This window comes from uncultured Flavobacterium sp. (genome assembly GCF_963974175.1).
In the GTDB taxonomy this organism is placed as follows: Bacteria; Bacteroidota; Bacteroidia; order Flavobacteriales; family Flavobacteriaceae; genus Flavobacterium.
Genome location: NZ_CAXBBR010000002.1, coordinates 147,443 through 162,707, shown reverse-complemented (window position 1 = coordinate 162,707; position 15,265 = coordinate 147,443). Strand labels below are relative to the sequence as shown.

Annotated in this window: 9 protein-coding genes; all 9 read left to right on the top strand. The window is 34.0% G+C overall.

The genetic code is table 11. The annotated features are described in order from the left end of the window. Positions 1-21: 21 nt before the first annotated feature. The 9 genes from uvrC to AAC069_RS03575 all read left to right on the top strand — a co-directional run bounded on the left by uvrC (position 22) and on the right by AAC069_RS03575 (position 15,247). Complete coding sequence (gene uvrC / locus AAC069_RS03615; protein ID WP_339919140.1) at positions 22-1,821, top strand: excinuclease ABC subunit UvrC; 1,800 nt, start codon at positions 22-24, stop codon at positions 1,819-1,821. Between the two features lie 58 nt (positions 1,822-1,879). Further along, on the top strand, positions 1,880-4,081 hold the full coding sequence (locus AAC069_RS03610; protein ID WP_339919139.1) for a patatin-like phospholipase family protein: 2,202 nt from the start codon (positions 1,880-1,882) through the stop codon (positions 4,079-4,081). A 184-nt stretch (positions 4,082-4,265) separates the two neighbouring features. Continuing rightward, positions 4,266-5,423 (top strand): homogentisate 1,2-dioxygenase, encoded by a 1,158-nt coding sequence (locus tag AAC069_RS03605; protein ID WP_339919138.1) that lies wholly within the window; start codon positions 4,266-4,268, stop codon positions 5,421-5,423. A 215-nt stretch (positions 5,424-5,638) separates the two neighbouring features. Continuing rightward, positions 5,639-6,799, top strand: a complete 1,161-nt coding sequence (hppD, locus tag AAC069_RS03600) for a 4-hydroxyphenylpyruvate dioxygenase (RefSeq protein ID WP_339919137.1) — start codon at positions 5,639-5,641, stop codon at positions 6,797-6,799. A gap of 290 nt (positions 6,800-7,089) precedes the next feature. Continuing rightward, positions 7,090-7,860: a DUF3108 domain-containing protein gene (locus AAC069_RS03595; protein ID WP_339919136.1), complete on the top strand. Its 771-nt coding sequence runs from the start codon at positions 7,090-7,092 to the stop codon at positions 7,858-7,860. Continuing rightward, complete coding sequence (locus AAC069_RS03590) at positions 7,860-8,795, top strand: tryptophan 2,3-dioxygenase family protein (RefSeq protein WP_339919135.1); 936 nt, start codon at positions 7,860-7,862, stop codon at positions 8,793-8,795. The genes AAC069_RS03595 and AAC069_RS03590 overlap by 1 nt, the downstream gene beginning before the upstream one ends. 26 nt (positions 8,796-8,821) lie before the next feature. Further along, a complete protein-coding gene (locus tag AAC069_RS03585; protein ID WP_339919134.1) occupies positions 8,822-10,054 on the top strand; it encodes a peptidoglycan DD-metalloendopeptidase family protein in 1,233 nt (410 codons plus the stop codon). 212 nt (positions 10,055-10,266) lie between these two features. Further along, on the top strand, positions 10,267-11,919 hold the full coding sequence (pgi, locus tag AAC069_RS03580) for a glucose-6-phosphate isomerase (RefSeq protein ID WP_339919133.1): 1,653 nt from the start codon (positions 10,267-10,269) through the stop codon (positions 11,917-11,919). Between the two features lie 598 nt (positions 11,920-12,517). Further along, positions 12,518-15,247 (top strand): TonB-dependent receptor, encoded by a 2,730-nt coding sequence (locus AAC069_RS03575; RefSeq protein ID WP_339919132.1) that lies wholly within the window; start codon positions 12,518-12,520, stop codon positions 15,245-15,247. Positions 15,248-15,265 lie beyond the last annotated feature (18 nt).

The following is a 15,265-nucleotide window of genomic DNA, read 5'->3' as shown; positions in this document are numbered from 1 at the left end:
TCTTTGTGAAATAACATTATAATGCAAAACCCAACTCTAGCGCTTCAAATACAAACCTTACCTGATGGTCCCGGCGTATATCAATATTATGATAAGGACGGAAAAATCTTGTATGTAGGGAAAGCAAATAATTTAAAAAAAAGAGTTTCTTCCTATTTCAATAAAATTCATGATACTGCCAAAACGAATGTTTTGGTAAAAAAGATTGTTACCATAAAGCATATTGTGGTGCCTACTGAAACAGATGCGCTGCTGTTAGAAAACAATCTTATAAAAACGTTGCAACCACGATATAATGTTTTGTTACGTGATGACAAAAGCTATCCTTGGTTGTGCATAAAAAAAGAACCTTTTGCTAGAATTTTTGCCACTAGGAGAATGGTAAAGGACGGTTCGGAATATTTCGGTCCTTACACTAGTTTTAAAACGGTAAATACAATCTTAGAGCTAATAAAAGAGCTTTATCCACTGCGAACATGTAATTATGATTTAAGTAAATCGAACATAGATAGTGGGAGGTTTAAGGTTTGTCTCGAATACCATATCGGGAATTGTAAAGGGCCTTGCGAGGGGTATGAGTCTTTAGAAAATTATCAACAGCAGGTGGATGCCATTCGAGAAATACTGAAAGGAAATTTCAAAGAAAGCATGAAAGACTTTAAAAGAGTCATGATGGAATTAGCCCAGGACATGCATTTTGAAGAAGCGCAAAAGATAAAAGAAAAGATCGAAGTGCTTGAGAATTATCAATCGCGCTCTACTATCGTAAATCCAAAAATTACGAATATTGACGTGTTCTCGATTGTTTCTGACGAAAGTGCTGCTTATGTGAATTTCTTACAAATTTCACACGGCTCGATTATTCGATCTCATACCATGGAAATCAAGAAGAAGCTGGAGGAAACAGATGCTGAATTATTAGAATTGGCAATAATAGAACTCAGGGAGCGTTTTCAATTATTATCTCGAGAAGTTATTGTGCCGTTTCCAGTTGATTTGGGAGAGAATTTAAAAGTAACGGTCCCGCAATTAGGGGATAAAAAACAAATTCTGGATCTTTCTGTTCGAAATGCGAAGTTTTATAGAATTGAACAGCTGAAACAATTACAAATTGTAGATCCTGATAGGCATACCAATAGAATTATGGCGCAAATGAAAAAAGATCTGCGATTGTCATTTGAACCAAGGCATATTGAATGTTTTGATAATTCTAATATTCAAGGGACAAACCCGGTTGCTGCTTGTGTCGTTTTTAAAGATGGTAAAGCTAGTAAGAAAGATTATCGTCATTTTAATATAAAAACGGTTGAAGGGCCGGATGATTTTGCGTCAATGACCGAAGTAGTGTATCGACGTTATAAAAGGCTATTGGATGAAGATCAGCCTTTACCACAGTTGATAATTATTGATGGAGGAAAAGGACAGCTATCAGCAGCGCTAAAAAGTATAGATGATTTAGGATTGCGAGGAAAAATAGCGATAATCGGTATAGCCAAGAGGCTCGAAGAGTTATTTTATCCTGGGGATTCAGTCCCTTTATATTTAGATAAAAAATCAGAAACTTTGAAAGTGATTCAGCAATTGCGAAATGAAGCGCATCGATTTGGAATTACACATCATAGAGACCAAAGGAGTAAAGCGGCGCTAAATTCTTCTATAGAATCGATTCCTGGTATTGGCGAAAAAACCATGTTAGCGTTAATTCAACATTTTAAAAGTGTTAAAAGATTAAAATTAGCAACCGAAAAAGAAATTTCTGACGTTATAGGTGCTTCAAAAGCCAAAAAAATTGTCGACTTTTACAAGATGGTAACTGAATGATTTTAAGTGAAATATTAGTTATACAAACAAGAACACTACTAAAAACCACATGCTTTTTATGAAAAAACAGCACCTTTTACTTTTTCTTTTCATGAGTTGTTTGACCTTGTTTTCACAAGAGGAGAACAGACCAAAAGTAGGCTTGGTTTTAAGCGGTGGTGGTGCCAAAGGTTTTGCGCATATAGGGGTTTTAAAAGTGCTTGAGGAGGCAGGTTTAAAAATCGACTATATTGGAGGAACAAGTATGGGGTCAGTTGTTGGGGGACTTTATGCCTCGGGATATACCGCATCACAGATTGATTCGATATTTCAAGCTACAAATTTTGATGAATTGATAAATGATTTTATTCCAAGGTCTTCCAAAAACTTTTATGAAAAAAAGAATGACGAATTGTATGCGCTGGTGCTGCCATTCAATAATTTCAAAATTGGAATACCGGAAGCACTTTCAAAAGGAATGTATAATTTTAATTTATTAAGTAGAATCACAAGACACGTAAGACATGTAAGGGATTTTAATAAATTGCCGATTCCTTTTTTATGTATCGCTACTGATATAGAAACAGGTAAAGAAGTTTTGTTAAATAAAGGGAGTCTGGCGCAGGCGATGATTGCCAGTTCCGCATTTCCATCCTTATTTTCTCCAGTAGAAATAGATGGTAAACTATTGGTAGACGGAGGAGTCACTAATAATTACCCTGTCGATGAAGTAAGAAAACTTGGTGCGGATATAATCATCGGTGTAGACGTGCAAGATGATTTAAGAGATAGAAATTCGCTAAAAGACGCCACTAGAATTTTGGTTCAAATTACAAATCTTCATTCGATAGAAAAGATGAAGGAAAGTATCTCGAAAACGGATATTTACATTAAACCGGATATTAAAGATTATGGGGTTATCTCATTTGATAAAGGAAAAGAAATTATTATAAAAGGGGAGGAAGCTACATTTGCAGTGTATGAAAAAATAGAAGCATTAGTTGGGGATTCAAATAAATATCGAAAATCCAAATTAGTAGTCCCAACAGATAGTTTGCAAATTGTAGATATAAATTGTGACGAGTTAGATAATTATACTAAAGAATATGTGATTGGTAAATTACGATTTAAACCTGGTGCTAAAATTACGTATAAGCAGTTAGAGGCAGGGATGAATAATATTAATGCGACAGAAAATTTCAGAGCTATTAACTATACACTGGAACCAAGCCATCAGGATGATGACTTGAACCTTACTTTAAAAGAGAATAAAACGAAATCCTATTTAAAATTTGGCTTGCATTATGACGGATTGTTCAAGAGTGCTGTTTTGGTAAACTTAACACGTAAAAAAACATTGTTTAAAAATGATGTTGCATCGCTGGATATTGCACTTGGAGACAACTTCCGCTATAATTTCGGCTATTATATTGAAAACGGCTACAATCTAAGCTTTGGATTCAAGTCCTATTTTAATCAATTTAATAAAAATATAACCAGAGAAATAAGTACTTTAGATTTTGAAACATTGGGTGTGAATTCGATTAATGTCGATTTTTCGGATGTGACAAATCAGGTTTATTTCCAATCTTTATTTGTTCAAAAATTTCTTATTGGAGGAGGACTAGAGTATAAGTTCCTAAAAATTAATTCAGGAACATTGGCTAATAGTAATCCTATAATTGATAAGAGTAATTACTTAAGTCTTTTTGGGTATTTAAATTATGATTCATTTGATAACAAGTTTTTCCCTAAAAAAGGATGGTATTTTTCTGGAGATATACAATCTTTTTTAGTTTCATCTGATTATACAGGTACTTTTAATCAGTTTTCGATTGCCAAAACTGATTTTGGATTTGCAACAACAATTTTAAAAAACACTACTCTTAAAGTTCAAACTGAAGCTGGGTTTTCTTTTGGAAATGACAGTGTTACTTTTTTTAATTTTGTTTTGGGAGGATATGGCTACAATCAAATCAATAATTTCAGGCATTTTTATGGCTATGATTTTTTAAGTATAGCTGCCAATAGTTATATTAAGTCGACAGCAACTGTTGATTATGAGTTCTATAAAAAAAACCATTTGAATTTTGCTGCAAATTTCGCAAACTTGGGCGATAGAATGTTTGAATCCATTGACTGGGTGTCGCTACCTAAATATTCAGGTTATGCTGTAGGGTATGGTTTAGAAACCGTTATCGGTCCAATAGAAATTAAACACACCTGGTCTCCAGAAACCAAAAAAGGATATACGTGGTTTACTATTGGATTTTTATTTTAAATTTAATCTATATCAATAAAAATTCCGATATTTGTTATAATGAAAACAAAATGGCTAGGTTTATTGGATTATCTTCAATTCCTCATCAAGAGAAATCCTGAGTGAGCAACTATTTTTTGATTTAACTTAGTGCGTTATAAAGTAATCTCTACTTTAAACTGTTAAACTTATAAATAAATTAATCATGCCATTATATCATAAATTGGGGACTTTCCCTCAAAAAAGACACACACAATTTGAAAAACCTGATGGAGGTTTTTATTACGAACAACTCTTTGGAACAGAGGGTTTCCACGGAAATTCTGCATTGCTGTACCACGTCCACCGACCTACACAGGTAAAAGAAATCATTAAGTCTTATTCTGTAGAGCCAAAAATTGCTATTGGTAAAAATATTAAATCCTTGTTGTTAAAAGGATTTGATCTGAAAGCCGAAGATGATTTTCTCGACAGCCGCAAAGCGTTACTTGTTAATAAAGATTGTACGATTGGGTTAGCAGCACCTAAGAAATCATTGCGGGAGTATTTTTATAAAAATGCCGACGCCGATGAAATGATTTTCATTCACAAAGGGAAAGGAAAATTACGCACCATGATGGGGAATATCCCATTTGAGTATGGAGATTACCTGATTATTCCAAGAGGGATTATCTATCAAATTGATTTTGAAACATCAGTCAATCGCTTGTTGTATGTCGAGTCTTTCGCGCCAATTTATACGCCAAAACGCTATAAAAATGAATCGGGTCAGCATTTAGAGCATTCTCCATTCTGTGAACGCGATTTTATTTTGCCAAGCGAATTGGAAACTCACGATGAAAAAGGAGACTTCCTTATCAAAATCAAAAAAGAAGGAACGATGCATGAGGTAGTTTATGCAACGCACCCTTTTGACGTAGTGGGTTGGGATGGATACAATTTTCCATACGGATTCAGTATTCATAATTTCGAACCTATAACAGGACGCGTTCATCAGCCACCACCGGTACACCAAACATTTGAAACATCCACTTTTGTGATCTGTTCATTTGTACCAAGGTTGTACGATTATCATCCAAAAGCAATTCCCGCTCCTTACAATCACAGCAATGTCGATAGTGATGAGGTATTGTATTATGTTGACGGTGATTTTATGAGTAGAAATAATATTGAACAAGGTCATATTACATTACATCCAAAAGGAATTCCTCACGGCCCTGCACCTGGAGCAATGGAAAGAAGCATTGGTCATACGGCTACGGAAGAGTTAGCGGTAATGGTTGATACTTTTAGAACTCTTATGGTTACGGAAGAAGCAATGGGGCTTGACGACGGTCAATACTATAAATCTTGGGTAGAATAACAAATTCCTGAGTGGAGTCGAAGGGAGGAGCTATTTCCTGCTGTCCGCTATATCTTTATGTTTTTCAAGAAAAAACATAAAGGATGCCGCTACCATCAGGGCTAGGGTTAAGTACAAATAATAAACAAATTTTAAATTAGAAAAAATCCGTGAAAATCAGTTTTATTCACGTTATCCGCGTTCCAAAATTAGATTTCACATAAAAAATAAACACAATGGCAAAAGAAGTAAAATCAGTAGAATACGGACTAGAAAAAATATTTGAAGGAGCACAAGATTTCCTTCCTTTATTAGGAACCGATTACGTAGAATTCTATGTAGGAAATGCTAAACAATCAGCTCATTATTATAAAACAGCCTTCGGTTATCAATCTTTGGCGTATGCCGGATTAGAAACTGGAGTGAGAGACAGAACCTCTTATGTGTTGAAACAAGATAAGATACGAATCGTATTGACTACGCCCTTAACGCAAGGTTCTCCTATACATGAGCATTTAAGAAAACATGGAGACGGAGTAAAAGTGGCAGCTCTTTGGGTAGAGGATGCAACTAGTGCTTACGAAGAAACAATGAAACGTGGTGCTCGTTCTTTTATGGAGCCTACAGTTGAAAAAGATGAGCATGGTGAAGTAGTCCGTTCTGGGATTTATACCTACGGAGAAACCGTTCATATTTTTGTAGAACGTAAAAACTACAATGGTGTTTTCTTGCCAGGGTATAAAGAATGGAAATCAGATTACAATCCAGAACCAACCGGATTAAAATACATTGACCATATGGTAGGGAATGTAGGTTGGAATGAAATGAATACTTGGGTTAAGTTCTACGAAGACGTGATGGGATTTGTAAATTTCCTTTCTTTTGATGACAAACAAATCAATACAGAGTATTCGGCTTTGATGAGTAAAGTAATGTCAAACGGAAATGGTAGAATTAAATTCCCTATAAACGAACCTGCAGAAGGGAAGAAGAAATCACAAATCGAGGAATACCTTGATTTTTATGGTGGACCTGGAATACAACATATAGCCATCGCAACCGATGATATCATTAAAACAGTAAGTCAGTTAAAAGCTAGAGGTGTTGAATTTTTGTCTGCCCCTCCTCATACTTATTATCAAGCGATTCCGGAACGATTGGGAGATCACATGAAAATGATGAAAGAAGATTTAAATGAAATCGAGAAGCTTGCTATTATGGTAGATGCAGATGAAGAAGGATATTTATTGCAAATTTTCACAAAACCAGTGCAAGACAGACCGACTTTATTTTTCGAAATTATTCAAAGAATGGGAGCCAAAGGCTTTGGAGCAGGTAATTTCAAGGCGTTGTTTGAGTCTATAGAGAGAGAGCAAGCATTGCGAGGAACGCTATAAAAAGCTCTTTTTTTTACATTATGTGAAAAAATAACCGACCAACAACATGTGATTTTGTGAATGATATGTTAAACTTTATTTTTTGATAAAAAATGTAGTTTTGTTACTTACCTTTGCACTCGCAAAATGGAAGGGGTGGTTTCCTTCCGTATTGATATAAATTTCATAATTTATAGTTTTTTGGTTAGTTAATAGCATAAAAACTCAGTCATTATTTGACTGAGTTTTTTTGTTTTGATATATTTGGAACAAAATTTGCAACTGCAGTCAATAAACAGACAAAGTACGTTATGAAAAAATTTATACTATTCTTATTATTGATATTAACCGTAAGTTTCGATTCTCCTAAAGAAGATGCTTACGATGTGGGTGAATGGTTTAAATTTCGAATCCATTATGGTTTTGTAAATGCAGGATATGCAACGCTCGAGGTCAAGGACGCAGTGATAGATAATAAGAAAACTTTCCATGTTATTGGTAAAGGATTCACGACAGGGATGTCTCGCTTTTTTTTCAAAGTGGACGACTTGTATGAAAGCTATATCGATAAGGAATCCGGTAATCCACTTCAGTATGTAAGGAAGATTAATGAAGGAGGATATATTAAAAGTCAAGAAGGATTTTTTAATCAATCAGCTAATACTGTTTTGGTAAAAGATTATAAAAACAGAAATGAAAAAACTTTTGTTACCCCAAAAAACACTCAAGACATTTTATCCGCGTTCTACTATTTAAGAAATTACCCTAATATTGATAAAATCAATCCAGGGGAGTCTATTGTCATTAATATGTTTATTGATGATGAAACCACAAAATTTAAGTTAAAGTTTGCAGGTCGTGAAGATATTACAACTAAATTTGGCGTTGTGTCATCCATGATCTTTAAACCTATGGTTCAATCAGGTCGTGTTTTTAAAGAACAGGAGAGTCTAACGGTCTGGATTTCAGACGATGATAATAGATTGCCTATTCGAATAAAAGCGGACTTAGCCGTGGGTTCGATAAAAGCGGACTTGGATGCATTTAAAGGACTAAACAATCCATTTAAAATAAAAAGATAATGAACATTAGTGAGAATGCAGAAGCTATTTTAAACGAAATTGATCAAAAGTATGCATCCATAAACCAAAAAACAGAAACGCACTTAGAAGGCTTACTTTGGTCCAAACCAATTACATATTGGGACTACATACAGACCGATGCCTTATTAAATATACAAACACAAAGGACAACGCTTCCAGATGAAATGGTTTTTATCATGTATCATCAGGTGAACGAATTGATATTTAAGATGATTCTTTGGGAGATGAATCAAATATCCTATGCTCAAAACATAAAAACTGATTTTTTTGCTGAAAGATTAATGAGAATCAGCCGTTATTTTGATATGCTTACCACCTCTTTCAGTATTATGGAAAACGGGATGGAAGTGGAGCAATATATGAAGTTTAGAAACACGCTGACTCCAGCAAGTGGTTTTCAAAGCGCACAGTATCGATTAATTGAATTTTCTTCTACTGACTTGATTAATCTTATTGATCATCGTTATAGAGGTTCTATCGATAGAAATACACCTTACGAACATGCCTTTGAACATTTATATTGGCAAGCGGCGGGTAAAGACTATGCGACCGGTAAGAAGTCATACTTGTTAGAAGAATTTGAAAGAAAATACAAAAAAACATTCTTGGACCATATGGAGGAGTATAACTCCATTAATATCTGGCAAAAATTCAAACAGCTTCCAGAAGATGATCAGAAGAATCCTGAGTTGGTAAAAGCGATGCGTCATTTTGACCATACCGTGAATATTACTTGGGTGATGCAGCATTTAAATGTTGCCATTAAATACATTGACCAAAGCGGAAAAGGGACTGGAGAGGCGACCGGAGGAAGTGATTGGAAAAAATACATGCACCCAAAATACCAGCGAAGGATATTTTTTCCGGAGTTATGGAGCGCTGACGAATTAGCGAACTGGGGTGTAGAAATTTAAGTTGAATTAAAAAAATAAAATACGGTTTGAAGCAAGTAGTAATAATTTTTATAGTATTAACAGCAATACTATCCTGCAATAAATCTAATAATAATCAAGAACTAGAGAGTAAAGTTAAAATAGTTAAACCAATACCAGAGGACTCTGATTTTGGGTTTAATTATTCTGAATTTAATGTCATTCACGATACCATCAAAAGAGGAGATACTTTTGGTACAATTATAAGCAAACAGAACATCGGCGACCGAAAAATGTTTGAGATTGTAAACAGCGTGAGGGATACTTTTAATGTTCGTTACATTAAGCCTAACAGAGCTTACACGATGCTTAGGTCAAAAGACAAAACAAATAAGTTACAGGTTTTTGTATATCAACCAGATGCTTTGAGTTATTACGTATTTGATTTTAGGGATACTACAGTCGTAGCTTATAAAAAAACAAGACCTATAACCATAAGAAGACGGACTATAGGCGGTGTTTTAAAAGGATCGTTATCTGAAACTTTAGGAAATGCCGGAGTAGAGGCTGCTTTAGCAAGTAGAATAACAAAAATATATTCATGGTCGATTGACTTTTTTAAATTAAAGAAAGGAGACCGGTTTGCTCTTACTTTTACGGAAAGATTTATAAATGATTCAATCTATGATGGAGTAGAAAATCTAGAAGCTTCTTTTTTTGAATACAAAGGCAAAATCATATATGCTTTCCCTTATGTTCAAAACCCTTCTTCGGGAAAAGTAGGCTATTATGATGAGGATGGAAAAACGTTAAAAAATTTCTTTCTTAAAACACCTATTAAGTTCAGCAGATTGACCTCGCGATTTTCAATGAACAGATACCATCCCGTACAACACAGATGGAAAGCACATAAAGGAACTGATTATGCTGCGCCAACAGGCACGCCAATTACGACCACTGCCTCAGGAACAGTTGAAAGAACAGGATATACTGCAGGAAATGGTAATTATGTAAAGGTGAAACACAATGGAACTTATTCTACTCAATATTTACACATGTCAAAAATTTTGGTTAGACGTGGACAACATGTAAATCAAGGAGATGTTATTGGTAGAGTTGGAAGTACAGGTTTAGCGACAGGGCCTCATGTTTGTTATCGTTTCTGGAAAAACGGAAAACAGGTGGATGCTCTAAAATTAAACTTGCCAGGAGGAGAACCAATGAATAGCGCAAATAAATCTCGTTTTTTAAAGACTATTGAGCCATTGAAGTTTGAATTAGACAGTATTGGAAATTTATAATTTAGTCTATTTCTTTTGATGAAAAGCACAGAGGGTTAATTTATTAGGGAGCTCAATTATTTACTGTAAATAATTGAGCTCCCTTCTTCTTTTATGACATTAATATCTTTTTGATTTCTGTAAAATTGTTATATAAATTAAAAGGGTTAATCAATTAAAACTAATTTCAGTATTTTTGCCACAATAGAACTAATACTTGAATTAAAATAAAAATGGCCTTAAACACAATAAACCCCACGCACACGGAATCTTGGAAAAAACTGCAAAAGCACTTTGATGAAATGCAAAATGCTACTATGCAAGAGATGTTTCAAGTGGATGCTACCAGGACAGCAAAGTTTAACCTGAAATGGAATGATTTTTTAATAGATTATTCAAAGAATATAATCAACCAAGAAACTATTGACCTGTTATTGGAATTAGCAAATGAAGTAGGTTTAAAAAAGGCTATTTCAAATTATTTTGACGGAGAGATCATTAATCAAACAGAAAATAGAGCGGTACTCCATACTGCTTTAAGAGCAAAAGAATCAGCGGTTATAAATGTAAACGGTCAAAATGTCGTTCCTGAAATTTATGATGTAAAAAGTAAGATAAAATCTTTTTCGAATGAAATAATAGCAGGAGAACGAACGGGATATACTGGAAAACCTTTTACGGATATTGTAAATATTGGTATTGGTGGTTCTGATTTAGGTCCGGCTATGGTTGTTGAAGCGTTACAGTTTTATAAAAATCAGCTGAATGTTCATTTTGTTTCAAATATAGATGGAGATCATGTAAATGAAATTATAAAAAAACTGAATCCGGAAACGACTCTTTTTGTGGTTGTTTCTAAAACATTTACCACACAAGAAACGTTAACAAACTCTGAAACTATCAAAGAGTGGTTTTTATCTAAGGAGTTCGGAACAAAGCAAGAGGATATAGCCAAGCATTTTGTGGCTGTCTCTACTAATATTCAAAAAGTAACCGAATTCGGAATTAATCCAGACAATGTATTCCCTATGTGGGACTGGGTTGGTGGTCGGTTTTCATTGTGGAGCGCCGTTGGGTTAACCATCAGTTTGGCGGTAGGTTTTGATAATTTTGATGAATTGTTAAGTGGCGCAAATGAAATGGACGACCATTTTAAAACTGCAGATTTTGATCAAAATATGCCGGTTGTTCTTGCCTTACTAAGCATCTGGTATAATAATTTCTTTGGAGCTGAAAGCGAAGCTTTGATTCCATATACACAATACCTTCAAAAATTAGCTCCTTATTTACAACAGGGAACAATGGAAAGTAATGGTAAAAGTGTAGGTAGAGACGGAAATCCCGTTAACTATGAGACTGGGACTATTATTTGGGGTGAGCCGGGGACTAACGCACAGCATGCTTTTTTTCAATTAATTCATCAAGGAACGAAGTTAATTCCTTCTGATTTTATTGGTTTCGTAAAACCATTATATGGCGACGAAGAGCATCATGATAAATTGATGTCGAACTATTTTGCACAAACGGAAGCTTTGATGCATGGTAAAACAGCAGAAAAAGTACAGGCTGAATTTGACAAGCAAGGACTTGATGCTGAGAGAGCGAAGTTTTTATTGCCCTTTAAAGTTTTTGCAGGTAATAAGCCTACGAATACGATTTTAATAGAAAAACTAACTCCAAAGTCATTAGGGTCTTTGATTGCACTATACGAACATAAGATTTTTGTACAAGGAGTTATTTGGAATATATTTAGTTTTGATCAATGGGGTGTTGAGCTGGGAAAACAATTGGCCAACTCTATTCTGGATGAACTTAATTCTAAAGAAATAAAAAATCATGACAGTTCGACTGCCTTTCTTTTGAATTATTATTTAAAGAATAAATAGAATTGAGATGCTAAAGTAAAGATTCGAGATTAGATTGCTTAGAATTCATTACTAAAACGATATGATGTAAAGCCCTTGTTTATTAAAAACAAGGGCTTTTTATTTCTATTGATATCGCCGCGAAGGTGTTGATTAATTATAATTCTAAAATGTCAAAAACACGACTTCCTCAAACCAATGTGCAAGAACTTGCGATTATATATTGGAATTGATAAATCTAATAAACTCAATTTTGGCTACGAGAGTACATCGAGTTTTAGTTTGTTATATAGTTTCTAAGAAGTATTAATTTAGGATTTTACAACAGTGTTTGTTCTTCGTCTTTTTTTGCAAAAGAGAGCTTTTTGACTACAGTAGGAAGTTTTGATTTTACTGAGAAATCATGTATTCGTCACTTTTCGGATATTTTCATTTTTTTTGCATTTATGTTGATATATTAACAGGTAAACACAATAAAAAATATTAAATAGTTTTTTTTTAAGGAAAAAATATTAATTTAATAAATTATATTGGGTGCGATATCGGGATTTGTTAACATTGTCTTAACTCTTTTAGTTAAAATTGTTATAATTTTGCAGCAATTAATAAAAAACAAAAAATGAAGACAATGAAAAATTGGTTACTCTCTGGATTACTGTTTTTAATGGTTGCAACGGCTTTTTCTCAAGGGAAAGTTACTGGAACTATTACTGACGGACAAGGCTCATTACCTGGTGCAAATGTTGCAATCAAAGGAACTAAAACTGGCGTTTCTGCAGATTTTGATGGTAAATTCTCGATTAACACAACTGTTAGTTCTGGAGAATTAGTTATTTCTTTTATAGGTTTCGAACCTAAGACAGTTAAGTTTTCTGTTGTAGAAGGAACTACAAAAAATTTAGGAACTATCGTTTTAACTTCAAATTCTAATGAATTAGATGAAATTGTAGTTACAAGTAGTATTCTTGATATTGCAAAAGATAGAAAAACTCCTGTCGCAGTTTCTACGATCAAAGCGTCAGAAATTCAAGAAAGGTTGGGTTCTCAGGAATTTCCAGAAATTTTAGCAAACACTCCTTCAGTATATGTTACAAAACAAGGTGGAGGTTTTGGAGATGCCCGAATTAATATTCGTGGATTTGACCAAAGAAATATAGCCGTAATGATAAACGGTGTGCCAGTAAACGATATGGAAAATGGAGCTGTATATTGGAGTAACTGGGCTGGACTTTCTGATGTGACTTCAGCAATGCAAGTACAAAGAGGTTTAGGTTCTTCTAAATTAGCTATTTCATCTGTTGGGGGTACAATAAATGTAATCACTAGAACTTCTGAAATGAAAGAAGGTGGATCAGTTTCTACTTCTGTTGGTAATGCTGATTATTTGAAAGTACAAGGTTCTTACTCTACTGGTTTAATGGATAATGGTTTTTCAGCATCTGTTTTGTTAAGTTCGACTACTGGAGATGGATATGTTGACGGAACTAAATTTGAAGGGAAAAATTATTTTATTGCATTTGGTTACAAACCAAACGACAAACATGATCTTCAATTCACTTTCACTGGAGCTCCTCAATGGCACCACCAAAGAAGTTTTGCTAATCCATTATCAGAATATATTAAATACGGTTCTAACGGAGAGCCAAATATTAAATATAACTCTGACTGGGGTGTTAAAAATGGTGAAGAATTTTCTTGGGCTAGAAACTTTTATAGCAAGCCGGTTGCTTCGTTAAATTGGGATTTCAAAATCAATGACAATACAACATTATCATCTGTTTTCTACGGTTCTTGGGGACGTGGTGGAGGAACTGGAAGTATAGGAAAAACTCCTTTCTCTTATAAAACAGCTAATGGTTTAGTTCCATTTGATGAATTTGTAAAATACAATACAGGTCAGCCTAATACTATTGGAGCGCCTTTAACAGCAGGTGCTGATGGTCAATATTTAACAGATAGACGTAACGGTTTTACAAGAAGAGCTTCAATTAACTCTCATGACTGGTATGGAGCTGTTATTGATTTGAATAAAAAATTATCTGATAAATTAATACTTGATTTTGGTATTGATGTAAGAACATATACTGGTTATCATTTTAGAAATATTAATGATAGGCTAGGAGCTGACGGATATAAAGATGATAGAGATATCAATAATAGAAACAGAGTTTTATATCAAACCTATGATGCTTCTCCTGACTTGAACCCATTTACAAATATTAAAGGTCAAGAGAAAATTGAATATAACAATAATGGTTATGTAAACTGGTTAGGTGCATTTACGCAATTAGAGTATTCTAATGAGAATTTATCTGCATTCTTTCAAGGGGCAGTTTCTCAACAAGGATTTAAAAGAGAGGATACTTTTACTTACTTGGAAACTGATCCTTTGTACAAAACTGATTTTGAAAATATCTTAGGAGGTAACGTTAAAGGTGGTGTAAATTATAATATTAGCGAAACAAGTAATGTGTTTGTTAATTCTGGTTTTTATTCAAAACAACCTTTCTTCAACGCTGTTTATCCTAATAACCAATCAGTTGTTGCGTCAAACTTGGTAAATGAAAAAGTTTTAGGTTTAGAAGCGGGATACGGTTACCGTTCAAGATTCTTTACTGCTAATCTTAACGTGTACTATACTTCTTGGAAAGATAGATACCAAAGAAGTTCTGACCGTGATATTGCTAACGTAGGTGGATACTATGATTTTAATGGTATTACTGAGATTCACTCAGGTGTAGAATTAGAGTTGAATGCTAAGCCATTACCAAGATTAAGTGTAAATGCGATGTTGTCAATTGGTAACTGGATATATGAAGGAAATGTTAATAGCAACAGATTTGATGCTAATAACCAACCAATAGATGGTGGAACTTCAACCACTTTGTACTTAGATCAAGTAAAAGTTGGTGATGCTGCCCAGAACACTGCTAGTATTGGTGCTAAATATGAAGTATTTGAAAGAGTTAGTTTTGATGCAAACTATAGATTAGCTCAAAAATTATATGCTTCAATTGATCCTACTAATTTTTCAACTGAAGTTAATAATGGATCATTAGAATTGCCATCTTATGGATTAATGGATGCTGGTTTTTCTTATAAAATGTTAGTAGGAAAAGATAAAAGGAGCTCTGTTAGCTTTAGATTAAATGTAAATAACGTTTTAGACGAAGTTTATATATCTGAGTCTAGAACAAATATTTTCACTACTGATAATATTGATTCTAGAAATCCTGCAAAAGGTACTTATGCATCAAATAATATGGTGTATGATGGTGTAGCAACTGGAAATCAAGTTTTCTTCGGATACGGAAGAACTTGGAATTTTAGTCTTCGTTATAACTTCTAGTAGTATATAAAAAAAACA